The sequence below is a fragment of the Leptolyngbya sp. AN02str genome (assembly GCF_050565595.1).
GTDB lineage: Bacteria > Cyanobacteriota > Cyanobacteriia > Elainellales > Elainellaceae > Kaiparowitsia.
On the sequence record NZ_JBNXVR010000030.1, the window covers coordinates 51,484 to 78,057 of the forward strand.

General features: G+C 52.2%; 18 protein-coding genes. 6 read left to right on the plus strand and 12 right to left on the minus strand.

Annotation, left to right across the window (positions count from 1 at the left end; translation table 11 throughout):
- Positions 1 to 18 precede the first annotated feature (18 nt).
- Positions 19 to 171, minus strand: a complete 153-nt coding sequence (locus ACQ4M4_RS19950; protein ID WP_430686212.1) for a hypothetical protein — start codon at positions 169 to 171, stop codon at positions 19 to 21.
- Positions 172 to 258: 87 nt separating this feature from the next.
- Here ACQ4M4_RS19950 and ACQ4M4_RS19955 point away from each other — a divergent pair, with 87 nt between their 5' ends.
- The gene (locus tag ACQ4M4_RS19955; RefSeq protein WP_430686213.1) at positions 259 to 642 is read left to right on the plus strand and encodes a hypothetical protein; all 384 of its coding nucleotides are present in this window, start codon (positions 259 to 261) and stop codon (positions 640 to 642) included.
- Between the two features lie 181 nt (positions 643 to 823).
- Here ACQ4M4_RS19955 and ACQ4M4_RS19960 read toward each other — a convergent pair whose 3' ends face one another.
- A complete protein-coding gene (locus tag ACQ4M4_RS19960) occupies positions 824 to 2,221 on the minus strand; it encodes an ATP-binding protein (protein WP_430686214.1) in 1,398 nt (465 codons plus the stop codon).
- Positions 2,222 to 2,289: 68 nt separating this feature from the next.
- Positions 2,290 to 3,954 (minus strand): FAD-dependent oxidoreductase, encoded by a 1,665-nt coding sequence (locus tag ACQ4M4_RS19965; protein ID WP_430686215.1) that lies wholly within the window; start codon positions 3,952 to 3,954, stop codon positions 2,290 to 2,292.
- Positions 3,955 to 4,874: 920 nt separating this feature from the next.
- Between ACQ4M4_RS19965 and ACQ4M4_RS19970 the strand changes: the two genes are divergently transcribed.
- Complete coding sequence (locus ACQ4M4_RS19970; protein WP_430686216.1) at positions 4,875 to 7,823, plus strand: GAF domain-containing protein; 2,949 nt, start codon at positions 4,875 to 4,877, stop codon at positions 7,821 to 7,823.
- Between the two features lie 174 nt (positions 7,824 to 7,997).
- Here the strand turns inward: ACQ4M4_RS19970 and ACQ4M4_RS19975 are convergent, their stop codons facing one another.
- Complete coding sequence (locus tag ACQ4M4_RS19975; RefSeq protein WP_430686217.1) at positions 7,998 to 9,302, minus strand: PQQ-dependent sugar dehydrogenase; 1,305 nt, start codon at positions 9,300 to 9,302, stop codon at positions 7,998 to 8,000.
- Between the two features lie 126 nt (positions 9,303 to 9,428).
- Complete coding sequence (locus ACQ4M4_RS19980) at positions 9,429 to 10,163, minus strand: GntR family transcriptional regulator (protein ID WP_430686218.1); 735 nt, start codon at positions 10,161 to 10,163, stop codon at positions 9,429 to 9,431.
- A gap of 38 nt (positions 10,164 to 10,201) precedes the next feature.
- Between ACQ4M4_RS19980 and ACQ4M4_RS19985 the strand changes: the two genes are divergently transcribed.
- The 3 genes from ACQ4M4_RS19985 (at position 10,202) to glnT (ending at position 13,707) form a co-directional block, all read left to right on the plus strand.
- Positions 10,202 to 11,245, plus strand: coding sequence for a fatty acid desaturase family protein (locus tag ACQ4M4_RS19985; protein ID WP_430686219.1), 1,044 nt, complete (start codon positions 10,202 to 10,204; stop codon positions 11,243 to 11,245).
- On the plus strand, positions 11,242 to 12,267 hold the full coding sequence (locus ACQ4M4_RS19990; protein ID WP_430686220.1) for an alpha/beta fold hydrolase: 1,026 nt from the start codon (positions 11,242 to 11,244) through the stop codon (positions 12,265 to 12,267). Before ACQ4M4_RS19985 ends, ACQ4M4_RS19990 begins: the two co-directional genes overlap by 4 nt.
- A 129-nt stretch (positions 12,268 to 12,396) precedes the next feature.
- Positions 12,397 to 13,707, plus strand: a complete 1,311-nt coding sequence (glnT, locus tag ACQ4M4_RS19995) for a type III glutamate--ammonia ligase (protein ID WP_430686221.1) — start codon at positions 12,397 to 12,399, stop codon at positions 13,705 to 13,707.
- A 96-nt stretch (positions 13,708 to 13,803) separates the two neighbouring features.
- Here the strand turns inward: glnT and ACQ4M4_RS20000 are convergent, their stop codons facing one another.
- The 5 genes from ACQ4M4_RS20000 to ACQ4M4_RS20020 all read right to left on the minus strand — a co-directional run bounded on the left by ACQ4M4_RS20000 (position 13,804) and on the right by ACQ4M4_RS20020 (position 21,457).
- Positions 13,804 to 14,331 (minus strand): hypothetical protein, encoded by a 528-nt coding sequence (locus ACQ4M4_RS20000; RefSeq protein WP_430686222.1) that lies wholly within the window; start codon positions 14,329 to 14,331, stop codon positions 13,804 to 13,806.
- A gap of 247 nt (positions 14,332 to 14,578) precedes the next feature.
- Positions 14,579 to 16,831, minus strand: coding sequence for a DUF4114 domain-containing protein (locus ACQ4M4_RS20005; protein ID WP_430686223.1), 2,253 nt, complete (start codon positions 16,829 to 16,831; stop codon positions 14,579 to 14,581).
- Between the two features lie 487 nt (positions 16,832 to 17,318).
- Positions 17,319 to 18,053, minus strand: coding sequence for a DUF4926 domain-containing protein (locus ACQ4M4_RS20010; RefSeq protein ID WP_430686224.1), 735 nt, complete (start codon positions 18,051 to 18,053; stop codon positions 17,319 to 17,321).
- Positions 18,046 to 18,393 carry a DUF6883 domain-containing protein gene (locus ACQ4M4_RS20015; protein WP_430686225.1) on the minus strand — a complete coding sequence of 116 codons (348 nt, stop codon included), beginning with the start codon at positions 18,391 to 18,393 and terminating at the stop codon, positions 18,046 to 18,048. The genes ACQ4M4_RS20010 and ACQ4M4_RS20015 overlap by 8 nt, the downstream gene beginning before the upstream one ends.
- Entirely contained in the window at positions 18,374 to 21,457 is a 3,084-nt protein-coding gene (locus ACQ4M4_RS20020; protein ID WP_430686226.1) for a leucine-rich repeat domain-containing protein, read from the minus strand. The genes ACQ4M4_RS20015 and ACQ4M4_RS20020 overlap by 20 nt, the downstream gene beginning before the upstream one ends.
- A gap of 250 nt (positions 21,458 to 21,707) precedes the next feature.
- Here ACQ4M4_RS20020 and ACQ4M4_RS20025 point away from each other — a divergent pair, with 250 nt between their 5' ends.
- Entirely contained in the window at positions 21,708 to 22,157 is a 450-nt protein-coding gene (locus ACQ4M4_RS20025; RefSeq protein ID WP_430686227.1) for a hypothetical protein, read from the plus strand.
- 124 nt (positions 22,158 to 22,281) lie between these two features.
- Here the strand turns inward: ACQ4M4_RS20025 and ACQ4M4_RS20030 are convergent, their stop codons facing one another.
- Both ACQ4M4_RS20030 and ACQ4M4_RS20035 read right to left on the minus strand, forming a co-directional pair.
- Positions 22,282 to 24,072: an ABC transporter ATP-binding protein gene (locus ACQ4M4_RS20030; RefSeq protein ID WP_430686228.1), complete on the minus strand. Its 1,791-nt coding sequence runs from the start codon at positions 24,070 to 24,072 to the stop codon at positions 22,282 to 22,284.
- A gap of 271 nt (positions 24,073 to 24,343) precedes the next feature.
- Positions 24,344 to 26,140: an ABC transporter ATP-binding protein gene (locus ACQ4M4_RS20035; protein WP_430686229.1), complete on the minus strand. Its 1,797-nt coding sequence runs from the start codon at positions 26,138 to 26,140 to the stop codon at positions 24,344 to 24,346.
- Positions 26,141 to 26,574: the final 434 nt, after the last annotated feature.

Consider the following 26,574-nt stretch of genomic DNA (forward strand, 5'->3'; position numbering starts at 1 on the left):
GAACTTTATGACTGAATTCTATCGGTTGGGTCGCCCATTCTGTTCTAGCATGGCTGGCGTAGAGTTAACGGACGAAGGTTGGATGGAGAAGGAGCGCACTGGGGTATGAAAACTTTCGGGCACAACCAAAGCGACGCGATACACTAGTAGGGCTTGCAGAATGTTGGGCACACCGTAGGTGCAGGTAAGTGTGTTCGATCAATCAAAAAAAATGTTTCCGGCCTCTACTACGGCTAGATTGATCTTTGGAGAAGAAAGATGGTGACGAAAACGAATGGAGCGAAAACAGAATCTTCTAGCCAGTCAACATCGGTCGATGTGGCCGATGACGACACGGTAGAAACGGCTAAAGCTGCAGGTTCGACTGCGGTAAGCACCGACGATTTAGACGATATTTTGGGGTCACTCAAGTCTTTGCTCAGCACGGTCGAAAAGCTGCAAAAGGCTCGTCAGGATGTGGGTGATATCAAGCCGTTGCTGGTGCGCATGCTGGATGGAGAATTGGTTGCTGGGGATGATCTGGAACAGTTGAAAACCGGAATTGCAGGCTTGATGCGGTTGGTGCGGGCCCACAGCGACCACCAAACGGCTCTGAGTAAGGCTCAACCCGCCAGAGATTTGCTAGATCAAGTGATGAAATAAGGCTGACGTGCGATTGCACGGTATTAAAGCAAAACGGTGCTGCATAACCTTTGTCTTGCATGGGTTCTACAACGCCGTTTTGTTTTTGACCCATTGACCTGAGCCTACCTTGGGTGGATAGGTTGAGTGCTTCCTCTGCTTTGCCAATTGTTCGCCAATATAAGTTTCCTGAACCCAAATGCTATCTGGGCTCGACTGGTAGGCATACGGTGAACTGCGTTCTGCCAGGTTTGGAATCGAAGGTAATGGTGCCATGGTGGCGGTTTTCGACAATGCGCCGGGTGGTTTCCAATCCAAGCCCTGAGCCGTTGCCAACAGATTTAGTGGTGAAAAAGGGCTCAAACACTCGGCTTTGAATGTTTGGCGGAATGCCGCTGCCAGAGTCGGTAATGCAAACCAGAATGTGATCGGTGCAATGTTGTGTGGTAATTTTGAGGGTTCCTTTGCCCTCCATAGCATCGACCGCATTATCAATTAAGTTTGTCCATACTTGGTTTAATTCGCTGCCGTAGGCCATCACTTTAGGCAGATGTGTGTCGTACTGTTTTTGTACCTCAACACCATACTTTAGCTTATGAGAAAAGAGCCGTAGCGTATCTTCTAAACCTTGGTGAATATCAACTTCTTGTTGTACTCCTTGGTCTAAATAGGAGTAGGATTTCATGGCTTTCACGAGTTCTGAAATGCGTTCTGCTCCGCGCATTCCATGTTTAATCATTGACATGACTTCAAACGATAACGCTAGCCAGTGTAAGCCCATGTTGCGGAGTTCGCTTACATCGTTGCGCCATCGATCCATCAGTTCGTCTAATGTATCGGTTGCGATATTGGCTTCTGCTAGAGGGGTTGCCAGTTTCCAGGGTTGTTCAACGCCATAATCCTCTAACCAATTCAGCAATTCATCTTCGCGATCGCTCACCTGGATCGGATCTAACCGTTCATTGAGAATTGCGTCATAACCGCGATCGCGAGTTTGTAACCATTGCTGTGTATGGGCTTCATCTACCTGTTGTTGCCCATAAACGAGATTCATGCGTTGGAGTTCTGCAACGGCTTCGGGCATTTCCCGCAGGGCACGCACCAAAGCTGCAGCGGGGTTATTTAACTCGTGAGCAAGGCCAGCAGCCAGCGTTCCCAAAGCCGCCATTTTTTCCCGTCCGCGAATGAATGATTCCAGCCCGCGAGTACGCTGCTGCACAACCCGAAACATCATGCGCTCAAAGTCGCGACATTCGTGCAGGAGTTTCAGAAAGTCGTCGCCTTGCAGTTTATAAAGTTTGCAGTTGGTCGTGGCCTTCATGGTGACGGGCATGGGCTCGTCGGTGAGGATAGGAATTTCACCAAAAAAAGATGGAGCCTCGTGCTGGCCGATCGGAATATCAATGCCGTCGCTGCGCCGGGTGATACTGACCTGTCCTTGAATGAGCAAAAACAGCCCACAGGCCATGTCTCCCTCGTGGACGAGGATGTGACCTGCAGGTTTTTCAATAACCTCGGCGCGATCGCAGATCCATTCCAGCCGCATTTTGGGCAATTGTTGAAATGGTTCAAGATGATTCAAATCCTCAATGCACAGCATGAGTAATTCCTGTGAGTAATTCCTTGGTTTAGGAAGACAAGTTTACTTGAGATCCCCTAGAGGCACGGCTACACATTGCTCAGGTAGCGATGGATGAACTGAACGGCGATCGCGCCTTCGCCCACCCCCGAGGCTACCCGCTTGACAGAGCCATGACGCACATCTCCGGCTGCAAAAATGCCGGGTACGCTAGATTCCAGCAAAAACGGAGGACGGTCTAGGCTCCACCCCCTGGGCGGTTTGCCATCGCGCATTAAATCTGTGCCGGTGAGAATGAAGCCCGGATCATCGCGTTCCACGATGCCATCTAGCCAATCAGTTTTGGGACTAGCCCCAATGAAAATGAACAGAGAGCGGGCTGGCACAACCTCAATGTGGTTGGTGGATTTATGAGCAATGGCGATCGCTTCAAGATGCTCGTCTCCTTTCACTTCTACGACGCTGCATCCCGTGCACACTTGAATATTATCGGTCGCCGCAATTTGGTCAATCAAATATTGCGACATACTAGCCGAGAGCGATTCTCCACGTACCAGCATGATGACTTTGCGTGCATATTTAGCAAAGTGCATGGCCGCCTGCCCTGCCGAGTTGGCCCCGCCAACCAGATACACATCTTCGCCACTGCACGCGATCGCCTCGGTCATGGCTGCTCCATAATATACGCCTGCACCCGTTAGCGCTTGGGCACCGGGCACATTTAACCAGCGGTAGGAAACTCCCGTGGCCACCAGTAGCGCATGGCAGCTAATGTCGCTGCCGTCGGCCATGTGCAACACTCGATAGGGATCTTGCAGGTGCACATGGGTGACTTCCTGCGGGGTCAAAATTTCCACCCCAAATCGGCGAGCCTGAGTGACAGCACGACGAGCCAAGTCGCTACCGCTAAGCCCCACAGGAAATCCCAAATAGTTCTCAATGCGAGAACTGGACCCCGCTTGCCCACCTGGGGCTTCGCGTTCTATCAGTACGGTGCTTAGCCCTTCGGAGGCTCCATACACAGCGGCCGCTAATCCGGCTGGGCCACCACCTACAATGGCCAAATCGTAGAACGGGCGCTCGGCTTGCGTTTTCAGGCCAATTTTTTCGGCGATCGCCAAGTTGGATGGTTGAACCAACTGGGTGCCATCGGGTAGCAAAACCAGCGGTAACTGAGGCTTAGTCGAACTTTCTGCATAGCCGACGAGCGTTGCGGCTTCCGGCGCTTGCTCCATATCTAGCCATTGATACGGAACCTGGTTGCGCGCCAAAAAATCCTTAACCTGGTGGGACATTGGAGACCAGCGATCGCCAACTACCCGGATGCCCTGAAAGGGAGGCCGAAATTTAGCAAACCAGTCATCCAGCAAGTCATCCAAAACGGGATATAGCCGCTCTTCGGGCGGGTCCCATGGCTTGAGCAAGTAGTAATCGAGGCGAGCGCTGTTGATGGATTGGATGGCGGCATCGGTATCGGCATAGGCCGTGAGCAGCACACGCTTTGCATCTGGAACCATGGTTCGAGCCTGCTCCAAAAACTCGACTCCGCCCATGTTGGGCATGCGTTGATCGACCAAAAAGAGGGCGATCGCCTCATGTTTAAGCTGGAGTTGTCGGATCGTGTCGAGTGCTGCAAGGCCCGAGTTCGCTCGAACGACCCGAAAGCGATCGCCATATTGCTGTCGGAGATCTCGCGACACTGCCTGTAGAACTTCTGGATCATCATCAATTGCAAGAATTGCGGGTTTTGCCATAGCAAGAAAATGCCTTTAGAAGGGAAAAACGATGATTGGATTCACACCATCAAAATCAATGCGAATAACATGTGCGTATACGAGAGTTCCTCGATTTATTTCAATGGTTGTGCAATGGGTTAAACAATGGTTCGTCTAGGTTCCATTGAGTTAACTCGGCAATTGATTCAAAACTTAAAAGAGAATTGAGTCAATGAGAGCAATATGTATCGAGATGGCGGTCTTTTTACGGAAGCAGGACCGCAGGATCTTGTGTTAGAAACAGTTGGAGTTTAAAGCATTGTAAATGAGCAGTGTGTAGCCAAAAGCATCAGGGGTCAGGGTGTTTTGGAATCGCTGAGGCTACAAAACTTAACTGCGAAATTTAACCGAATTCAATGTTCGATACTTGTTCTTGCCTCACTCGCAACTTGGCTGAATATTCAGCTCACATCCTCTACTTGGGAGTAGCGTTAGCCGCAATTCTGCATCAAGCGAATTTAGCAATCCGATCTAAGAGGGGTTCTGTGGGTGTCGTAAATTTCTCCATCAGGTTGCCTGTAATTTAGAGATGGAGCATATCACAAAATCTTGAGATGCTTGGGTAGTTCTGCTTACCTTTCTTCATTGAATCGATCCGTTTGTTCAGTAGTTTCTCGGACTCATCCGGCGATTTATTTTCGTTTTGAAGCAAATAAATTGCACGGTAGTGCTGCTAATCGTGACCATGTGACGAAATCGACAAGTTTGGTTGCACAAGTGGTCCTCATTCATGATTGATCAGCGCGGGGATGGGGTGAATTTACGGCGGTCGTGCAGATTCTATATTTAATAAGCAATGCAAAGAAATCCCATAGGTAGGGGAAAATTTGAAATAGGGGCTCTGCTAAGCGCAACAAATGGGCGTGGGTTTCGTAAAGCTTATGAATGTGAGTATGCGTATGGACTCTTCGATGTTTGGGAATGAAGCAGCGCGACTACAGGCCCTACATCGCTACGATATTTTGGATACAGATGCAGAACCCGCATACGACGATTTGGTTCAACTGGCGGCCCAAATTTGCCACGTTCCCATTGCGTTGATTAGCCTTATTGATGGCGATCGCCAATGGTTCAAAGCGCGCATTGGAACCGAATTGACCGAGACCCCTCGCGATATTGCTTTTTGCAACTACACCATTCAAAGCAATGAACCGCTTGTTGTCACCGATCCCCAAATCGATCCTCGCTTTGCCGAAAACCCGCTAGTGACAGGTCCGTTGAAGATTCGATTTTATGCCGGAGCACCCCTCATTACTCCCGAAGGATACCGAATTGGCTCGATTTGCGTCATTGATCAACTCCCTCATTCGCCGTGTTCCGAGCAGGTTGCGGCTCTACAACGGCTGAGCCGCCAAGTAATTAGCCAAATGGAACTACGCCAAAGTTTTGCAGCCTTGCGCCAAAGCGAAGAGCAACTCTACAGGCTGGTGAAACATATGCCTGTGATGCTGAATGCCTTTGATATTGATGGCAACATCACAGTTTGGAACGATGAGTGCGAACGCATTACGGGTTACTCGGCTGAAGAAATGATAGGAAAGCCGGATGCTTTGCAGCGCCTGTATCCCAACCCTGTCTATTTGCAACAACAACTCTCTAGCTGGGAGCGTCGGGGCAATTCCTACCGCAACTGGGAATGGAGTTTAACGTGTAAAGATGGCAGTGTTCGTACGATTGCTTGGTCGAATGTTGCCGATCAATTTCCTATTCCAGGGTGGAGATTCTGGGGAGTTGGAATTGATGTGACTGAGCAAAAGCAGGCGGAGTGTGCGCTGCGGCAGCAAACCGAACGAGAACATTTAGTGGCGGATATTGCCAATCGAATTCGACAATCTCTGGATTTAACTGAAATTCTCAATACAACGGTTGCTGAAGTGCAGCGGCTATTGAAGGCCGATCGGGTTCTCACCTATCGGATCGATTCCCAAGGGGAGGGAATGGTGACCCATGAGGCGGTAGCGGCTGGATATCCAAGAATTCAAGATCAGGTTCTGCCGAAGGAAATTTTTCCGACGGAGTGCCACGAATTGTATCGACGCGGTCGAGTACGAGCCGTGATGAATGTGGAACAGGATGATATGTCTCCCTGCTTGGTCGAAATGCTGCGGGGGATGCAAGTGAAGGCCAAGCTGGTGGTTCCCATTTTGTATAAGGAAGAGCTATGGGGATTGTTGGTGGTGCATCAGTGCAGCGATGTACGACAATGGCAACCCTGGGAGGCTGAATTGCTGATGCAGTTGGCAACTCAGGTGGCGATCGCCATCCACCAATCAGAGCTGTACCAGCAGGTGCAGTGTGAGTTGGCCGAACGCATTCAAGCCGAATATAAAATTCGGGATCAGGCTGCTCTGCTGGATGTTGCGACAGATGCCATCTGGGTTCAAGACCTTGATCACTATATTCGCTATTGGAATAGGGGGGCCGAGCGTTTGTATGGCTGGCTGGCCGAAGAGGTGTGTCACCGTCCGGTGGAAGAATTTTTGTATCGAGAGCCTGCTAGCACAATCACCCAAATTCGCGAGACCACGCTGCGCCATGGGCAGTGGCAAGGAGAACTGCGCCAGTGGACGAAAGATGGGCAGGAAATTGTGGTTGAAAGTCGCTGGGCCTTAGTTTATGACCTTGCGGAGCAGCCCAAAGCAATCCTAATGGTGAACACCGACATTACCCAAAAGAAATCGCTAGAGCACCAAGTTTTGCGGACTCAGCGGATGGAGAGCATTGGCACTTTAGCAGGGGGAATTGCCCATGATCTCAATAATTTATTAGCTCCTATTTTGATGGCGGTACCGCTGTTGGAGCAACAGCTGTGTGAGCAAGATGGCTCTAAAAACTGCCAATGGCTAAATGTTGTAGAACAAAGCGCTCGCCGAGGAGCAGGCTTGGTAAGGCAGGTGTTGTCTTTTGCGCGTGGGGTAGAAGGAGAGCGATCGCCCTTAGAGCTGAAGCATTTGGTCTGGGAAATCCAGCAAATCGTAGAAGAAACATTTCCTAAAACGCTCACGCTGTCTACGAATGTTCCCTACGATTTGTGGGCGGTGTGTGGCGATGCCACTCAACTGCACCAAATATTAATGAACCTATGTTTGAATGCTCGTGATGCCATGCCCTGTGGGGGCACGCTGTGTCTTGATGCGTGCAATCTTGAGCTTACTGAAGACTTTACCCAATTCCAGTTAGATGCCAAGGTTGGTCCCTATGTGCGAATTACCGTGTCGGATACGGGGATGGGTATTCCCAAAGATATTCTCGATCGCATTTTTGATCCCTTCTTCACCACCAAAACCACAGGGAAGGGGACGGGCCTGGGGCTTTCAACCGTTATGACGATTGTGAAAAGTCACGGCGGGTTTGTTACGGTTTCTAGCCAGGTTGATTGTGGAACGACCTTTCAGGTTTACTTACCAGCAATTCAGGACCCGGCAATTGCCAGTCCTGCACGATCGATTTTGGTATCGAACTGTGATGCCGTAGTGCTGATTGTGGATGATGAGCCATTGATGCGAGAGGTGACGCAAGCCTCATTAGAAAAATATGGCTGCCAAGTCCTAACTGCATCCAATGGGATAGAAGCAATTCAGATTTTTACTCGACATCAAGATAAGATTCAATTGGTGATTGTAGATATGATGATGCCGCTGATGGGTGGCACCACAACAATTCAACGGTTAAAGGACATCAATCCCCATATCAAAATTATTAGCACGAGCGGATTAGAAGCACCTCATTTATCGCTTGAACCATTGACAGAAATTAGCGGTTCGTTACTCAAACCATTTACTACCGAGGAGTTGTTGATTGCGCTGCAGCAGGTTTTGCATACGGAATCGGAATGCAGCAGGAACTAAGGAGAGCGATCGCCCCTATGTCCCGTGCTGACATTCATCTATAGTCGAACGAATCCAGGCAAACAGATCCATTCCACAGAATGTTTGTATTTCCCACGGTGTGAGTAACCATCTAACCAACAACTCAGGGGTGAGTACCAGATCTACACCAATGAGGAATGGTGCAGCATGGGATTAACTTTGGGTGCTATCGACAGGCTCAAGGCGAATCAACCGTCCGTTGGGTTCATCTGTGAGCACATACAAGTACCCATCTGGCCCCTCGCGTACATCGCGCACTCGGCGGCCAATATCGATCGAATCCTGAGCAATTTCGTTGCCTGAGGCATCTAGCTCAATACGGCGCACATCTCGCGTGACAAGCCCACCCGAAAATAGGTGTCCCTGCCATTGGGGAATGCGATCGCCCCGGTAAACTGTCAACCCTGACGGTGCTTTCGAGGGTGTCCACACCACCAGCGGATCAACCATCCCCGGACGCGACTGCTCAGCCGAAATTTGGCCACCCGAGTACTCCCGGCTAAAAGTGACGACAGGCCAGCCATAGTTTTCACCTCCCTGAATGAGGTTGAGCTCGTCTCCTCCCCGAGAACCATGCTCGGTTGACCAAACCTGATTGGTTTCTGGATCAATGGTCAATCCCTGAATATTGCGATGGCCATAGCTCCAAATTGCTGGATCTGCCTCGGTTGAATCGGCAAATGGATTGTCGGCTGGAATGGAACCGTCATCATTAATTCGTACAATTTTGCCTAGGCGACTGGTCAAATCTTGAGCTTGGTTGCGAATGAGCTCGCCTTCTAGCTGAACCGGTGGATTGCCGCCATCGCCAATGGAAATGAGCAAGGTGTTATCGGGGAGCCAGGTCATGCGCGATCCAAAGTGCTGCCCATCTTGTTTGAGGCGATTCACTTCAAACAGCATTGTCCAATCGGACAGGGCACTGCCGTCAAACCGGGCGCGGGCGACGCGAGTGTGATTTGCACTGCGAGAACCGGCCGCATAGGTAAAGTAAACCCAGCCATTTTGCTCAAATTGTGGATGAAGCGAAATATCGAGCAGTCCGCCCTGCCCTACTGCCAAAACTTCTGGTACGCCAGGAATTGGGTTTGGATCAAGGACTCCATTGCGAATGATACGCAGCCGACCGGGCCGCTCTGTAACCAGCATGTTGCCGTCTGGTAACCACACAATCCCCCAGGGATGCTCCAATCCTTCGGCTAGCGTGACCTGATTCACTTCAACATCTGCAGCGGCGATCGCGCTGGAAACGGCATTCTCAGGAGCTACAGTTGTGGGGGAGGGTTCTGCAGCAGTGGATGAATCGGCAGCTTGATCAGGAGTTGCGCTGGGTTGCACAGAAGTTGCTGTGGCACAACTTGTCATGGCGAGCAGTGCAACAAACTGCCCCACCAAACGAATAGAACGCTGGGCCGAATGTTTGATCTGGACTCCAGCGTGATGAGAATTGGAATTCATATGGGCCATGATTGCTGCGATTCATCTGTTATGGAACGTCAATACCTATAATGTAATGTTTTCCGTTGGAGACGCTCACTATCTCAGGTTATATGACTTAAGTCATGGCAGTGCTGTGGAACTGATTTAGGCACGAGACATGGTGAGGGAATAGCAGAAGCGATCGCCCCGTGAAATGGTTTCTCCATAGGCGATGGGTTGTTGGTTTGGGTTGTACGCTGTGTGTCGATAAACCAGTAATGGATGACCCAATGGAACGTCCAAATATTGACTAATTTCCGGATCAGCATGCGTACATTCGAGAATCGCAGAAATATGATCGATGGCGATTCCATGCCGTTCCAAAATGGGAAACGTCATGTGGTGCTGAAGCGTGTGTTTTGCACTCCCAAGCGATCGCGCGATCGCTTGGGGCAGATAGGTAATATCGAGCGCACCGGGTATGCCGTTGATGTTTAAAAGTTTCTTTTGAATGTATACCTTGGTGTTCTTTTGACCTTTTGTTTCGGATGTGAACAAGATGGATTGAACTGCTGCTGAGGGTGTGATCAGCTCGGCCATGAGCGACGTTACGGTGAATGAAGCCCCCTGTCGAGCCATGTCATCTTCCAAAAAAACGAGCGGGCTGGAGAGTGAGTAGGCAACCTTCTGCCGTTTGGTGACAAATACACCTTTGCCCTGGTGCGAGGAGACGAGACCCTGACCAATGAGATTGGCGATCGCCTGCCGAATCGTCGTACGACTTACCCCAAACTCCTCCATGAGCTGGTGTTCGCTGGGCAACTGGTCGCCCGGTTGGTACACCCCGTCGGCAATTTGGTGACGCAAATGTTCGGAAATGGAGATATGCAGAGAAGCCATTTGTACCTCAAAACACAAACTTGTTATAACAAGTTGCTATGCTGATACTTGAACTTGTTATAACAAGTCGAACGGGTTTGGATGCAATTCGTTCAGAAATCATTTCAGAAAAGACGGTGCAAGACATGATGGCAAACGAGCAATCAATGGTGATATCTCCTGTCCAGGGCAGGGCTTCCAGTCCGCGTCAGCTTTTGGCGGCGGATGAGTTGGCGATGCTCAACGAGCGATCGAATCTGAAGGGTGGGATGCAGCTCGCGAAACACCTGGCTGTGATGGCTGCTAGTGGCATAATCTGGGCTACGCAGATGGAGCATTGGTGGCTGGCGCTACCTGCGCTGGTGGTGTATGGCTTCAGCCTAGCGGCGATGTTTGCCACGGTGCATGAGTGTGGGCACCGCACGGCTTTTGCCAACAATCGCGTCAACGATGTAGTGGCTTGGTGGGCGGGAGTGTTGTCGTTCTACAACAGCACGTTCTATCGCCGCTACCACAAGTGGCATCACCGCTTCACCCAAATCCCAGGCAAAGATCCAGAGCTGGATGATCCCAAACCTGCGTCTTTCAAGGATTACGTGGTGGAGGTGAGTGCCATTCCCTGGTGGATGGGCAAGGTCAAGACCCACACTCGCATTGCCATGGGGCATGTGCAGAACTATCCCTTCCTGCCAGAGAGTGCCTATGGGGAGGTGATTCGCTCGACTCGTTGGCAACTGGCGGTGTATAGCGGGGCGATCGCCCTTTCCATTCTCGCTGGACATCCTTGGGCGGTGCTGCTGTATTGGGTGCTGCCCATGGCGGTAGGGCAGCCGTTGCTGCGGGCAATTCTGCTGGCGGAGCACACAGGCTGTACCGAGGACGAGAACCCGTTCACCAACACGCGCACCACGCTGACCATGCTTCCCGTGCGGTTGTTGATGTGGAATATGCCCTACCATGCCGAGCATCACCTGTATCCGTCGATGCCATTTCATGCGCTGCCTGCGGCTTACGGCAAGCTGTCGCAGCATTGGCAACAGGTGGAGCACGGATATGTGACGGTGAACCGCAAACTGGTTAACGCGTTGGGGAAAGCCGCATGAGCGCCACCGGACAAGTATTCACAATTCCCGACTTTGAGTTGCAGTGTGGCGCAGTGCTGCCGGAAGCGCGAATTGTGTACCAGACCTATGGAGAACTAAATGGCGCTCGCTCCAATGTCATCCTGTATCCCACGTCCTACGGGGCGCAGCATATGGATATTGACTGGTTGATTGGGCGCGATCGCATTCTTGACCCCAGCCGCTGGTTCATCATCATTGCCAATATGTTTGGCAATGGCCTGTCCAGTTCGCCCAGCAATGATGCCGCTTGCTGTCTCAGCGAAGAGGGCTTTTGGTTCACCCATTGGGATAATGTGCGGGCGCAGGAGCAATTGCTGCAAACGGTGTTTGGCATCGAGTCGCTGGCGCTGGTGTATGGCTGGTCGATGGGGGCACAGCAGGCGTATCACTGGGGAGCACTGCATGGCGATCGCGTGCAGCGCATTGTGGCACTATGCGGCACGGCTCGCACCACAGATCACAACACCATTTTTTTGCAGAGCCTGCGAGCGGCGCTGACAGCCGATCCGGCCTGGACGGGAACTCGGTTTACCGATGTACCCGATCGCGGCTTTCGGGCGTTTGCGCGCATCTACGCCAGCTGGGCGGCATCGCAAGCCTTTTACCGAGAGGGACTGTATTACCCGTTGGGATACGAGTCGCTAGAGGACTATTTGCTGCAGGGCTGGGAGGCGGGATATCGCAAGCGCGATCCGCACAATTTGCTGGCCATGATTGACACCTGGCTGCGGTGCGATGTGAGCAACAATCCCAGGTTTGAGGGCGACTACGAACGAGCAATGTCCTCGATTCAAGCTCCTGTTTTTGTAATGCCTGCTACAACAGACCTGTACTTCACCCCAGAAGATTGTGAGGCAGAATCTCGTTTGATCCCTCGGGCGGAGTTTCGGCCCATTCCCTCTATTTGGGGGCATCGTGCGGGAAACCCGTACCAAAATCCTGAGGATGAGGCGTTTATTCAAAATGCAGTGGCGGATATCTTGACGCGATCGCTCAATTAACTCTGGCTACATCTCAGATTGATTCACGGATGAATTCATAGTGATGTGGCGAATAGGTTAACTAAATGATTCGGCGGAGATTCTAACGCTGTGTTGCTCGTGTCCATTTCGTGAGTCTTGTGCGCTGCTATGTCACAATCTCTGTCTGCGATCGCGCGTGATCGAAACATTCGCTATTTCATGATCTCGTTTACCGATCTGTTTGGGGTGCAGCGGGCCAAGCTGGTGCCAGCCGAGAGTATTGATGCGATCGCCAGCAGTGGAGCGGGCTTTGCTGGATTTGCCGCTTGGTTGGATCAAACGCCTGCCGATCCCGATATTTTGGCGTTTCCCGATGTGGATCAACTGTTTCAACTGCCGTGGCAACCGGATGTGGCATGGCTCCCCGCCGACTTGTACACACCGGACGGAAACGCCGTGGACCAAACGCCGCGCCTAGTGCTGAAGCGGGTTTTGGCCAAAGCAGAAGAGATAGGCCTGCGAATTAAAACTGGTGTGGAGTGCGAATACTTTTTGCTGTCGGCCAGTGGGGAAACCATTTCGGATGGGCGCGATCGCCAGAGTAAGCCCTGCTACGATCAGCAAGCCCTGATGCGTCGCTACGATGTAATTCGGGAAATTTGCGATGCCATGCTCACCCTGGGCTGGGGGCCGTATCAAAATGACCACGAGGACGCGAACGGTCAGTTTGAAATGAACTGGACCTACAGCGATGCCCTGGTAACGAGCGATCGCCACGCTTTCTTCAAATACATGGTCAAGTCCATTGCCGAAAAGCATGGACTGCGCGCCACCTTTATGCCCAAGCCCTTTGCCCACCTCACCGGAAACGGGTGCCACATGCACCTTTCCGCCTGGGACCCCGAAGGCAAAGAAAACTTGTTCTACGACCCCAACGGAATGCTGGGATTATCTGATGTGGGATATCAGTTCATTGGTGGAGTGCTGCATTCTGCTGAAGCCCTGTGCGCCATCACCAATCCATCGGTCAACTCCTACAAGCGTATCAACGCGCCGGTCACGACATCGGGAGCCACCTGGTCGCCCAACACCATTAGCTACAGTGGCAACAACCGCACCCACATGATCCGCATTCCCGACGCGGGGCGGTTTGAGCTGCGCTTGGCTGATGGGTCTGCCAATCCCTATTTGCTGGCAGCAGCGGTGATTGCTGCTGGTCTGGATGGCATCGCCAACAAGCGCGACCCTGGCCCCCGCTGCGACAACAACAACTATACCGAGCCGTTACCCGTGGGTACGGTGAAGCAGCTTCCGGCCTACTTGCTAGATGCCCTGCGCAAGTTTGAATCTGATACGATCCTGTCGGAAGCGCTGGGGGCTGCCTTTTCCACGGCCTATCCCAAACTCAAGCGCCAAGCGTGGAATGAGTACAGCGCCCACATCTCCTCCTGGGAGCTAGACACCACGCTGGATTGTTAGGTCGTGGTTTGGTTCGTGGTTCAGGTGATGGTTCAATCTTGGCTGGGCGAGCAGGTGATGTTTCTTGCGGTTTCCGCTCGCAAAACGACCGATGCCCTATACGCCCCAAGCAGGGTTGTAACAGCGGATTTCTGCGGGACTGATGGGCTCAATTTGGCCTGATGTGCGATTGGCTCGCCATGCCTGTCGAATTTGGGTCAAATATTCGGTTTCTGTGTATTGCGCGATCGCCAAAAGTTCTGGATCTGGCTGTTCATTCAGCTCGCAGCTAGATACCAGGTTTTCGTTCTCTGCGATCGCAGGCATCTCTAGCACATCCACTACTTCAAAAATGGCCTGCTGCCCCTGGTCTCCAGGCCGAATGTTGAACCAGAGAAATTCCTGCTCTCCCTGCCGAACCTGATTGATCCAATAGTCATTCCTGTCTAAGAGTTCACCCACGAGCCACCCACCGAGTTCTTCCACCCCTTCAGGCAGATCACCCGACAAGTATCGAGTGCCCACAAACGACTGGGCCGATGGTGTGGCTTGGGCGTAGATCGAGGGAGTTTCTACGGACGAGGGAAATGGAACACAACTGAGCAGCCCAGGAGCCACCAGTAGCGCAACGAGAGGCATTTTCATCGGATGACCTTTCACAGAATAGGAATGCTTGTATCTGTAACCTACATTCCATCGGTAGTCTTTTCCTTAAGCCAGGAAATTGTTTTATTCAGCCTTGATAAAGCACTAGCTTTTAGCACAAGGGACCGGAATGAAAACCCCTGTGCGATCGTTAAAGCCGGAGGTGATGCATGACGCCATCCCGCTCTATGCAGGATAGGTATCACAATCGCAAATCCAAAATCGCAAACCGCAAATCCAAAATTTCCTACGCCCATCCCACAGCTTGCGTGCTGATCACTCGCTTGAGGTCGGGCTGAAGCTCGATGGTGTAGGCAAAGGGAGAGCTAAGCGAGGTGTTGACCTGCTGCATGCGGCTACCATCGGGATTGCGGGGTGCAAAGAAGGAATCCGCGCTGATCACCAGATTGCCAGCCGTGTTGACCGACAGGTTTTTGACCACGAGCGAGTTGCTATTGCCGTTGCTGAGCAGGGCAGACAGATACGCAGCATCTAGCAGTTCACCCGTGTTCAGGTCGATGCGGCCAATAACGGAAACCTTGGGGCCTCCCCCCTGGCCGTAGCTACGCAGCCACGCTTGCTGAGCACTCTGACTGGCGCGACGGAAATCTTCGCTGGAAGAACCCTGGGTGCCATCCACGCTAAACACGGCGTAGAGATCGGTGCCCGTCCACACCAACCCATAGCCGCGACCATCGGCCCCGGTAATTTCGTAGTCGGTGCGAGTCCAGTTGGCCTGGGGATTGGCGCTATCGAACAGGCGAATGATGGGGTTTTGGTTGATGGAGCTAACTTGCTGGGTGCCAATGTAGAGAGTTTTGGTGCCAATGGTGATGCGGCTACCGTTCAACGCTGCGATCGCCCCTTCATTCTCCCCTGTTCCAAACTTGACCACGGTATCTGTAAAGGATGTGAGCACGTTGGTGGGTGTCCCAGGATTCACCGGAGGATTCACGGGAGGATCTACCGGAGGATTCACAGGCGGAGTGCCAGAATCGGGATCGGTGGGCAGCGGAGTGTCGTTTGCCACGGCCAAAATTGATTGCATCAAGGGTTTGTTCGACCAGGTTTGATCCGCTGGAACGAGTGTTGCGACGGCGGCGGCTTGAGCGGTTGCGCCCTCAATCTTGAACATCACATCGTTGAAATCATTGTCGGAGGTGCGATCGCGCCGCAGATCTTCCATCGCAAATAGGTTGTTGGCGACCTGGGCAAACTGGGTGGCACTGTTGGGATTGGCGGCATCCAGCGAGAAGAGGGGGCGTTGCTTACCATCAGCACTGGGCTGGTCGAATACGGACTGCACCGTGCCATCGGGAACCAGCATAATGCCAAAGGTATCTCCGGCGGTCATGGCTACGGTTTTAGGGCCAGCGTAGCTGCCGCGATTGAAGTTGCGCTCGCCCAAATCGCCTGAGAGTTTTGCGCCTTCGCTGCCATCCGAAATGACGACGTAGCCCTGAGTGGAGTTGGTGAGGGCACGCCGCGCTGCCTCTTTGATGAATTCGGGTGAACCGGGCACCAGGTTTTGCATCCCGCCAAGGCTAAAGATGGCGATCTGTCCCTGATATGAACCGCCATCGAACACATAGTCAATGCTGACCTGTCCGGTGGCACCTACAGTAAACTCGCCCAGTGCGGCCTGCTCTACGGCAAAGGTTTGGTTTTGCCAGGTGAAGGTGGCGTGGTCATGCTCGGTTTTGAGGGTGTGAAGAGTGACAGCGGCGATCGCTTCTCCTTGTACCAATGCGGCAAAGATTGCGCCTTCGTCTCCAGAGGCATCGATGGTGTTGAGCTGGCTATCGAGCGCGTGACCCAGTTCTTCGAGCACTACAGCGGCGATCGCCCCGGTGGTGCTTTGCGCCATCCATTCCTGGCTCAGGTAAATGGTATAGTTGCTGGCCGAGAATGCGCCCTTGGCCTTTAATGCTTGGGCGGGAACGATTTCCAGGTTGGGCAAGGCATCTCCAGCAATCCACTGGGCGATGACTTGGCGAGCCTGTTGGGGTTGTAGGGTGGAACCAAAGGCGGTGGCGATCGCTCTCTCAAAGCCTGGATTGGCCAAAAATTGCTGGAGTTGCGTTTGCACCTGTTGCCATGCGGGAGCTAGCTCAACGGGGAGGGTGTGGCTTGTGCCAGTCGGGCGCATGGGAGCACTGAGCCAGGGCTGGGCCGTTACTAGGTTGGCAGGCTGAATGCTGGAGAGCAGACCATCGTTGGGAAAGCTGGGAGTCACTTGGCCGATGAGGCGATCGCTGGTGGGAAGCGTGGGGAGAGTAGGTGCGATCGCCCCACCCAAAGCGCCACCAAAAAGCCCATTCTCGCTCCGATTCCACAATCCTTCTCCCTCGCTGGCGTAGCTGTGATGGATTACTAGATCGGCCTTCTGCCAAATCGTATCCCCAACGGCTGGTTGCCCATGCAAAAACTCGTTGGTTACCAGGGGATGAGACTGTACCGAAAACCCGCCCAAATCGCCCGCAAAGGAAGTATCATTCATAGCCCGTTGGAATGCGCAACTTACATACAGTTACTCCTCGCCTGTTCTAAAACTGGACAGTTCAAAAAAGTCGAGTATTCCTACGGGACATTAAATTTGGTTGGTTCAAACACGTTGCGTATTTACCGAAATCAGGTCATCCTAACTCACAAGATTTGACCAACACATTCTTTGCTACGAATGAACTGCGGGCTAGGTGAGAAAGTCCACTCTGCGCCCGCGAATGAATTGCGGGCTAGGTGAAAAAATCCACTGAAGTGGACTGCTCTATGCCTCCAATGTTTTCTTCTCGCGTGGTTCTTGCTGTGAAGGTGAATCCACTTCAGTGGATTTCCCTCCCGGTAGCCCGCAATTCATTCGCGGGGCCAACGCAGGTTGATACCATCCGCCCCGATCGTATTCCAAAACCTTAGATCAAACGCCTGAGATCAAATGCCTGAACTCCAGGAATTGACATCACACTCCAATCCAAAATCCAAAATCCACCCTACGGAGTCGGCAAGGGCAACTCAATTCCCACCTTGCTGCCCAGCTCAATCACGTTATCCACAAATTCATTGGCTCCAGCGACTCCACTGGCAACCAAACTAGCGGCTGTGATTAGTGCCATTAGCCGCTTTTTGAGTCGGGGAGTGTTGCGCTGGTCGGCGGGCTTTTTCACCTCTTCTTCCACATCGGCCAGCTCAATGGCGAGGTCTTCTTGCACCTCGGCAGGAAACTGGGCGGTGGATTGGCGCAGGGTGGCGATGAGTTGCAGCAACTCGGCGGTGCTGGTGCCGCTCATCTGGCTAAACTGTTCGGCGTTTTGGGTGGCGTTATCTTTCACTTCGTTGGCAAAATTGGCGATGTTGGCGTTTTGCAGGTTATTTGTAACTTGGGCTTTATGGCCAGTCACCTTATCGCCCATTACTTTGTCGCCTGCAACGTTGTCGCCGGAACCGTATTGATATTGATGGATGCTGTCGGACATCGAGTTGCTCTCTTGTCGTTCGGTTGAAGGGTTGAATCGAGGGGCATAGTGGAGCTTCATGAGCTGGCTAGCATGAAGCGGCAGCATGGCGTAGGTTTGCCCATCGTCATCGCTAAAGTCTACTTCATACACATCGGTTGCTAAGTGTTCGACAATGGTGCCCACTTGCCCTATCTGGAGCCGATACTGCGGTAGCTCATCCATGAGGGCAACAACATCTAAAAGCTGAAGGGTGCTGAGAGTGTTAACCATTAGGCGACCTCACAATGTAGCAACTGACAAGACGGGGAAAGGGTTCGGTTGGGCGAATGTTCCAGGCGGTGCGAACAGTAGCAGTGGCGGTGTTGTGGGTGAGCGGAAAATCGACGATAAACCGCTGTCCATACTCATCGTGCAGGGTTGGGATGGCTCTGTGAGTTTGAATGGCCTGTCGAATATAGGATTGCAGCAATTCAGCATCCTCGGCGCTTAACCCTAGAATAGCGGCAAACAATCGGGCTTTGTGTTTGCCGCGCGGGTGCTGGGGGTTGAGGCTGTAATTGCGCAGCTTATCGAGATCAATTACAGCAGCATCAACGTTCGGAAGTTTCATCGGAAGGATAGATTACCTTGTCGCCTGCGACCAAATCACGTCCAATATTGTCGCCCTTGCCATGCTGATGCAAGGTTCTGGAGCGATTGTCATGGACATTTAAGGAAATGTTGTAGGGGCCATCTTCAACAAATTCCATATCCAGACCGGAACCGCTGCTATATCGCCGCTGCCGGGTTTCGCCCGGTTCGTAGCCATCCAGAAGCTGCCGGAGGTTGACTTTGATGCGGAGTTTGCCGATGGGGTATTCTTGCTCGCCCATTGCCTCTAGGCCCAATAGCTCCTGATAGTCGAGGGGTGGATGATCGGGATAGCCGGGAACGGGAACCCACTCGGTCACTTCTAGATTGGCGAAAGTGTTGTGGATTTTGGTGAAAATGCTACGAATGATGCCGAGAGCGGTACGGCGGGTAGACTCGCGACCGCTAATGGAAATGAAGATCTTTTTGTCTTCGGGGTCGGCTTTGATGCGGGTGATGTTGTAGATTTCACTGCCTTCGGTAAAGGTCAGCATCACGCCGCTGCGCCAGCAGGTTTGCTGATGAATGTGGTCGTGCATGAGCACGATGAAGCGAGAGAGAACGCTTTCGGGCAGGATGCGGTAGTGGTATTGAAACTCTAGCGTTTCACCTTCTAATCCTGTGTTTTCGGGTTCTTCTTTGGGAAGGAGGCCGGGAATGAGGAACTTGGCCGGAGTGCAGTCGGGAATTTGGAAGCAGAGCTGAAACTCTTTCATCAGCTCGGTGAGGTAGCGGTGCCGCTGGGCGGGGTAGCGCTGCGGATCGAGAACGCGGCTGAGATCGTTGTCGGTGAGAAGACCTTTGGATTCGGTTTTGAGGTGGTCGTCGCTGAGGAGGGCGTAAATGCCCTGAGTCACCCAGTCGGGATTGAGGACATTGGTGGATTGCAGAATGGGATGATCGCGAAAGCTGAGCACCAACCCCAAATGATGCAACAGGTCGATGAGCTGTTCCTGGTTTTGTTCTTCGGGGATGTGGTGCTGGTAGCATATGCCCAGGTATTCGTTGTAGGAAATGAAGTCGCGATCCATGGCTTCTAGCTTTTCTTTCACCTCAAACCAGGTGAGGGGCAGCAGATCATAGACTTCTTTGAGCTGGGCGACTTCCGCTAGAATCGCGGCGCGTAGATCATCAATGCCCTCGTTATCTTGGCAGGAGGTTTCGAGGATGGCTTTGATGTTGGGATATTTATCGCGCAGGGCTTTGCGGTTGATGTCGAGTGGCTGTTCGTCCTTTTTGTTGCCAACGATGATGACGGGTGATGCACCGCCAAAGGTTTGAATGAGCTTGAGCCAATATTCCAGGCGGTTTTGTTCTTCGCTGGTGCGGCAGTTGCACACCAGGAGATAGAGGCTGCGCTTGGTGAGAAAAAACTGGTGGGTGGCGTGATACACCTCTTGTCCGCCAAAGTCCCACACGTTGAGGCGCACATCTTTGCTGTTGACATGAATGTGCCAATTGCGGACGCTGAGGCCATCGGTTTGGGGTTCGTTGCGATCGTAGCGGTCATCAATGAGGCGCTTGACGAGGGAGGTTTTGCCGACGCTGCCCTGACCAATGAGCAGCAGCTTGGCTTCGTTGAGCGGTTGGACGTTACCACTGCGCAGTTGACGAAGATAGTTGAAAATGTCTTGAATCGCACCTGGATCTTCATGGCTGTTGGGTGGACCTAGGATTTCGGGCGAAATGGGAAGTGGATTTTTTCGTACATCTAGCTGTTTCAGATTCGGTAAATCTTCTAACCAATCTGGCAATAGATTGATTTGATTGTTTTCAAGATCAAGATTCTCTAGTTTTGTAAGCTGAGCGATCGCCTCTGGAATCTGGGTGATTCGGTTGAAACTGAGGCCGAGCTGAGAGAGGTTGGAGAGCTGAGCGATCGCGTCTGGAATCTGGGTGATTTGGTTGCTGCTGAGGTCGAGCTGAGAGAGGTTGGAGAGCTGGGCGATCGCGTCTGGAATCTGGGTGATTTGGTTGTCGCCGAGGTCGAGCTGAGAGAGGTTGGAGAGCTGGGCGATCGCGTCCGGGATGACCGTGATTTGGTTGGAACGGAGGTCGAGCTGGGAGAGGTTGGTGAGCTGGGCGATCGCGTCCGGGATGACCGTGATTTGGTTGGAACGGAGGTCGAGCTGGGAGAGGTTGGTGAGCTGGGCGATCGCGTCCGGGATGACCGTGATTTGGTTGTTAAAGAGGGAGAGCTGGGAGAGGTTGGTGAGCTGGGCGATCGCGTCCGGGATGACCGTGATTTGGTTGTTAAAGAGGGAGAGCAGGGAGAGGTTGGTGAGCTGGGCGATCGCGTTCGGGATAACCGTGATTTGGTTGCCACCGAGGTAGAGCTGGGAGAGGTTGGTGAGCTGGGCGATCGCGTCCGGGATAACCGTGATTTGGTTGTTAAAGAGGTAGAGCTGGGAGAGGTTGGTGAGCTGGGCGATCGCGTCCGGGATGACCGTGATTTGGTTGGAACGGAGGTCGAGCTGAGAGAGGTTGGAGAGCTGGGCGATCGCGTCTGGAATCTGGGTAATTTGGTTGTTCCAGAGGTCGAGCTGAGAGAGGTTGGAGAGCTGGGCGATGGCGTCTGGAATCTGGGTAATTTGGTTGCCGCTGAGGTCGAGCTGAGAGAGGTTGGAGAGCTGGGCGATGGCGTCTGGAATCTGGGTGATTTGATTTCCCCAAAGATAAATTTCTTTAAGGTTATGGAGTTGGCAAATCGTTTCTGAAATGTGTGTAATAGAGTTGCCACCCAGGTTTAGAAGCTGAAGATTTTGAAGCGTACTAACGACTGCGGGTACTTCAGTAAGCTGGTTGTCAATCAACCGCAACACCTTGAGTTGTGTCAACCGCCCCAGCTCTTGAGGGAGAGTTGTGAGCTGGTTTCCAATTTTTTCGCCACTATCGTCCAGCTTTCCCAAGGTTAGTATTTCAAGCTGGGTGAGCTTGCCAATTTCGGGCGGCAGTTCCGTCAAGCCTTTTCCCGATAGGTCTAGCTCTGTCCAGCCTTCTTCTGCCGCTTGGTCGATTAGTGCTAGCAAGTCTTTGTCAGTCATGAGGGAGTGGGGAGTCGGGAAGAGAGAGGGGCTAGGATTTAGAATTTAGGGATTAGGGGGAGGAAGAGGGAGTGGGTTGGTGAGGGGTAGCTCAACTCAGAGTGCCCGCATGGTGTGGGGTTGGCTGCAATCTATAAATTGGCACTTTTGGGGTGAAAGGGTCAAAATCCATATTCTTTCTTCAGATGCATGCCGTTCCTGGGTAAAGGGTTTAACTTATTCGAGAAGATTTAGATGCTACGGGAACAACATGGACTTAATGAACGTACTCAACCAAGCAATTTCTAGTTCGGATACCGAAGCCGATGGGGGATTGATGGGTTCAATTTTGGGTAGCTTGAACAGCGCGCCTGTGGAGAATAACAAAATTGGCGATATTGCCAGCAACCTGCAAGGATTTTTGCAAACCAAAAATCAGCAAACTCCTGGTGGGGCGGGTTCCCTCATGGGTATGCTGCAAACCGTTGCCGCCACAGGTGCCGTAGAACGCCTAATGGCCAATGAGCAAATTGGGGCGATCGCCCAACGAGCAGGCGTTACTCCCGAAATGGTGCGCATGGTTACGCCTATCATTGCCCAATTTTTGGTGAAAGGCTCCAACAGCCAGGGCGGTGGACTGCTGCAACGAGTGCTGTCTGGAGAGGTGAACCTGGGGCAAATGGCCGGGTTGATTGGGATGGCGAGTCAGTTTATGAAGTGAGGGAGTGGGGAGTCGGGAATTGGGAGTCGGGGCTAGGAGTAAGGGGCTAGGGGGTAGGAAATGGCTTTCCACTCCCTGTCTCCCAAAGTTTGGGAGAAGGAGTTGGGGGATGAGGGCCAACTCTTTAATTGGGCAAAGCAGCAGGTTCCGCAGAGCCAAGTTGCAGCGCATACAAATTGGCGTAAAGGCCCTGCTGGGCAATCAGTTCCGCATGAGTTCCCCGCTCCACAATGTGCCCCTGTTGAATCACCAACACTTGGTCGGCCTGGGTGACGGTGCTGAGGCGGTGGGCAATGACAAAGCTGGTGCGGTTTTTGAGGAGACGGGCGATCGCATCTTGTACCAGCGCTTCCGTGCGCGTATCAATACTGCTTGTTGCCTCATCCAAAATCAGAATTTTGGGATCGATGAGGATGGCACGAGCAATGCTCACCAACTGCCGCTGACCCTGGCTAAGGGGCGTGCCCCTTTCTCCCAAACGGGTGCTGTAGCCTTGGGGTAGCGCCGTAATAAACTCATGGGCATTGGCGGCCTGAGCCGCCGCCTCAACCTGAGCTTGGCTGGCATTAGGAACACCAAAAGCGATATTTTCCGCTACTGTTCCACTGAAGAGGAGGTTGTCTTGCAGCACAATGCCAATTTGGCGGCGCAGACTAGCCTGAGTCACCTGCCGCACATCCCAGCCATCAATGGTAACGGCACCACCCGTCACATCATAAAAGCGCAAAATCAGATTGATGATAGTGCTTTTGCCCGCACCCGTTGGCCCCACCAGCGCCACCATTTGTCCTGGTTGTGCCGTCAAGTTCACCTGATTGAGCACCTGCTGCTGGGGGGAATAACCAAACGTCACGGCATCAAACTTGACTTCACCGCGAATGAGTGGCATCTCTGCCGCATTCGGTGCATCCTGTAGGGTGGCTGGTTCATCCAATAGCAGAAAGATGCGATCGAGACCCGCCAGAGCCGATTGCGCCTGTGTGTAGAACTGGCTGAGGATTTGAATGGGTCGAAAGAACTGCTGCACATACAGCAAAAATGCCGTTACCACGCCAACTGTGACCGCACCCGTTACTGCCAGGTAGCCACCATAGGCCATTACTCCAGCGGTTGCCAGAGTGTTTAAGAAGTCAATCGAGGGTAAAAACGCAGCGGTCACGGCCACGGCTTGTACATTGGCTTTGCGGTTTGCCGCATTCAAGCTATCAAACTCTTCAATATTCAACTGCGTTCGGTTAAAGGCTTGGGCCTCGCGCACGCTGCCAATATCTTCTTCTAGCTTGGTGGACAGGTCGCCAATGGTTTCGCGAGTGACCCGGAAGCGGCGTCTGGCCCAGCGAGAAAATAGGCTAGTGGTGACGACCATAATAGGAACCACCAAATTACTAAGCAGCCCCAGTTGCAGATTCATCCACAGCATGGCGATGATAATGCCAACGAGGCTGAAGCTTTGCCCCAACATTTGCGGAATGGTGAGGCCAAATGCCTGATTCACCGTGTTGACATCGTTGAGCAAACGGCTCATCAGGTCGCCTGCCTCACTGCGATCAAAAAAGCTGATGGGTAGGCTTTGCACCTTGTCAAAAATATCTTGCCGAAGCTGGCCCAATAGCCGCTGCACGATAGAGCCCATGCGCCAAATTTGCCCGCGAATGGCCCACACTCCCAGAATATAAATGCCGGTGAGGAGAAACAGCATGACAACCAACCCCGACAAGTTGCCCTCCAAGATCAGGTTGTCGATTGTCCAGCCAATCAGCAGCGGGCCAATGGACTGTGTCGCTGCCCCAACGGCAACCAGGGCAAGCGCTGTAGGAATTTCTTGGCGGTAAGGGGCGAAATATTGCAGGAATCGTTGTAAGGTGGAGAGTTTTGCAGGTTGCTCGGTGGCAACAACGGGGCTGGGGCTTCTCATAAACAGTTAGAGTAGACAGTTAAAGTAAACAGTTAGAGGAATTTCGAGTAATTGGAATCAACAGTTAGCAATGGGGTTGGTTTGCGATCGCGCCTATTATCTAAACGGTAGGTAACTCAACATTGGCTAACTGCTGCTGCTGAGAGATCCGATGAGCGATCGCACCCTGAGCGCATTCATGTCTACTTTCGTTGGCGATCGCATTCATTGATCTATCCTCTACAGCATTCGCCCTAATGATGAAATTTATAAACTGAGCGTTGGTTGGTGCTTAAACTGACGCCTCTTGCGATCGCTTCACCTGTGATTCCAAAATGACTCCATACAAGTGACTATGGTGCATGAGTTCCTCGTGGGTTCCCTGCGCCACCAGTCTTCCCTTATCCATTAATAAAATACGATCGGCATTGCGGACAGTGCTAATCCGCTGAGCCACCACGAATGAGGTACAGGTGCGGCGACGCATCAGGTCGTCCAGAGCTGCCTGAATCTGGGAAGCCGTTTGGGCATCGACTGCCGAGGTGCTATCATCCAAAATCAGAATATTGTAGTTAGTAAGCAGGGTACGAGCGATCGCAATTCGCTGTTTTTGTCCACCCGATAGCCCCACGCCGCGCTCTCCCACAATAGTGTCATAGCCTTCTGGCAAACTCATGACAAAGTCGTGAATTTGGGCGGCTTGGGCGACTGTCATCACCTCTTCTAACGAGGCGTTGGGCTGTGCATAGGTGATGTTGGAAAAAATCGTGCCAGAGAACAACGTTGTCTCTTGAAACACCGTCCCAATGCGCGATCGCAAACTTTCCAAGGTAAAGTCGCGTACATCCCGCCCATCAATGCGAATGGCTCCAGAGGTGACATCATAAAACCGTGGAATCAGGTTAACAATGCTGCTTTTTCCCGATCCGGTCATGCCCAAAATGGCAATCAGCTCGTTGGGTTTGGTTTCGAAAGAAACATTGCGCAGGGCGGGAATGCTAGAGCCAGGATAGCGAAAAGACACATCCTCAAAAGTGATGCGTCCGCCGCAGGTCTCAAACGGGATAGCATTAGGGCGATCGCGAATCTCAATTTCTGCATCCACCACTTCATACACTCGCTCTGCTGAAGCTGCGGCCTGGGCGATCGCTGGAGCCGCAAACCCGATCAGCAAAATGGGCTGTAGCAGCAAGAACAAGTATGAATTAAATGCCACGAGTTCCCCAACTGAAAAGCGATCGCCAATTACCGCTGCGCCACCGTAACCCACCACCATCACCGTGACCAAATTGCTCAGCAAAAAGATAAATGGAAAAGTATTGCGAATGGCGGCGATCGTTTTCATATTGGCTGCGATCAAGTCGTCATTCAGTCCGGTGTAGCGTTGCGTTTCAGCTTCCTCCCGCACAAAAGCTTTGACAACCCGCATGCCCAGTAAATTTTCTTGCAAGACTGCATTCAAGTCACCGAGCTGATCTTGAACCTGACGAAACAGTAAATTGTTTCGTTGCAAAAACCGTGCCATCAGCCAACCAGATAACGGAACAACCGTTAGCGTAATTATTGCTAGCTCCCAGTTCATCACCAGCAAAATGACAGCAATGGTGATGAGTGTGATGACACCACTGATAACTTGCAACAAACTGGTGCTGAGGAAGGTGCGAATTTGCTCCACATCACTTGTAACACGCGTAAGCAGTTGCGAAGTGGGAAACTGATCGTGATAGCTAAAACTCAACTTTTGGATTTTGCTAAAGATGGTATTGCGAATGTCGTACACAATACTCTGTGATAATGCTTCGGCACAAAAACTTTGGCCAAAGTTGAACACGCCACGGGCGATCGCGGCTGCAACCAACCCAGTCACACTGTACAAAACGACCTGAAAATTTTGCTCTGCAATACCCTGATCGATCGCCCAGCGAAACAGTTGAGGAGTCACTGCATAGGCCGCAATCAGCAACAGCGCACTCAGCAGCGCCCCCAACGTTAGCCAGGGATAAGTTTTGAACCGAACCAGCACCCGCTGCAAAGGCAGCAGAGACGACATTTCCTGACGCTGATCTTGAGGTTGGGTAGACTTAATCACGTGAAATGCTCCTGCAATGCCTGAAACAGTAGCAGAAGGAACGGCATTTCGACAGCATGCTAAAGCATGAATACAGATAGGGCTTACCCATCTGGCAATTTTTTGGGGATCCGATATACAAAAAAGTATGCTGCAAACGGTTTAGCGCTTGACTTAGACTACCAGGGAAACTCCTAAAACCACCAGCGCGACGCCTGTAATACGAGTAGGACTGGTTTCAAGTTTGATGTCAAGTTATTGACGAGCTAACGGCGCCTAGTTACTGTACATCCCAAAATAAAGAGGGAGAGAGGAATGACAATGAACCGTCATTCCTCTCTCCCTCTGTTTGTTTAGAAAAGAGCCCTGGCATCGAGCTATTTTTGCAGGCAGCTACCCACCAACTATCGTTGCCGCGGATGCGTTTCACCACTCAGTTCGGGATGGATGAGCGT

What these genes read in the sequence shown, in the direction of transcription:
- ACQ4M4_RS19955 (WP_430686213.1), top strand. Translation starts at nt 259, where the DNA reads ATGGTGACGAAAACGAATGGAGCGAAAACAGAATCTTCTAGCCAGTCA.
- ACQ4M4_RS19960 (WP_430686214.1), bottom strand. Translation starts at nt 2,221, where the DNA reads ATGCTGTGCATTGAGGATTTGAATCATCTTGAACCATTTCAACAATTG.
- ACQ4M4_RS19965 (WP_430686215.1), bottom strand. Translation starts at nt 3,954, where the DNA reads ATGGCAAAACCCGCAATTCTTGCAATTGATGATGATCCAGAAGTTCTA.
- ACQ4M4_RS19970 (WP_430686216.1), top strand. Translation starts at nt 4,875, where the DNA reads ATGGACTCTTCGATGTTTGGGAATGAAGCAGCGCGACTACAGGCCCTA.
- ACQ4M4_RS19975 (WP_430686217.1), bottom strand. Translation starts at nt 9,302, where the DNA reads ATGAATTCCAATTCTCATCACGCTGGAGTCCAGATCAAACATTCGGCC.
- ACQ4M4_RS19980 (WP_430686218.1), bottom strand. Translation starts at nt 10,163, where the DNA reads ATGGCTTCTCTGCATATCTCCATTTCCGAACATTTGCGTCACCAAATT.
- ACQ4M4_RS19985 (WP_430686219.1), top strand. Translation starts at nt 10,202, where the DNA reads ATGCTGATACTTGAACTTGTTATAACAAGTCGAACGGGTTTGGATGCA.
- ACQ4M4_RS19990 (WP_430686220.1), top strand. Translation starts at nt 11,242, where the DNA reads ATGAGCGCCACCGGACAAGTATTCACAATTCCCGACTTTGAGTTGCAG.
- glnT (WP_430686221.1), top strand. Translation starts at nt 12,397, where the DNA reads ATGTCACAATCTCTGTCTGCGATCGCGCGTGATCGAAACATTCGCTAT.
- ACQ4M4_RS20000 (WP_430686222.1), bottom strand. Translation starts at nt 14,331, where the DNA reads ATGAAAATGCCTCTCGTTGCGCTACTGGTGGCTCCTGGGCTGCTCAGT.
- ACQ4M4_RS20005 (WP_430686223.1), bottom strand. Translation starts at nt 16,831, where the DNA reads ATGAATGATACTTCCTTTGCGGGCGATTTGGGCGGGTTTTCGGTACAG.
- ACQ4M4_RS20010 (WP_430686224.1), bottom strand. Translation starts at nt 18,053, where the DNA reads ATGGTTAACACTCTCAGCACCCTTCAGCTTTTAGATGTTGTTGCCCTC.
- ACQ4M4_RS20015 (WP_430686225.1), bottom strand. Translation starts at nt 18,393, where the DNA reads ATGAAACTTCCGAACGTTGATGCTGCTGTAATTGATCTCGATAAGCTG.
- ACQ4M4_RS20020 (WP_430686226.1), bottom strand. Translation starts at nt 21,457, where the DNA reads ATGACTGACAAAGACTTGCTAGCACTAATCGACCAAGCGGCAGAAGAA.
- ACQ4M4_RS20025 (WP_430686227.1), top strand. Translation starts at nt 21,708, where the DNA reads ATGGACTTAATGAACGTACTCAACCAAGCAATTTCTAGTTCGGATACC.
- ACQ4M4_RS20030 (WP_430686228.1), bottom strand. Translation starts at nt 24,072, where the DNA reads ATGAGAAGCCCCAGCCCCGTTGTTGCCACCGAGCAACCTGCAAAACTC.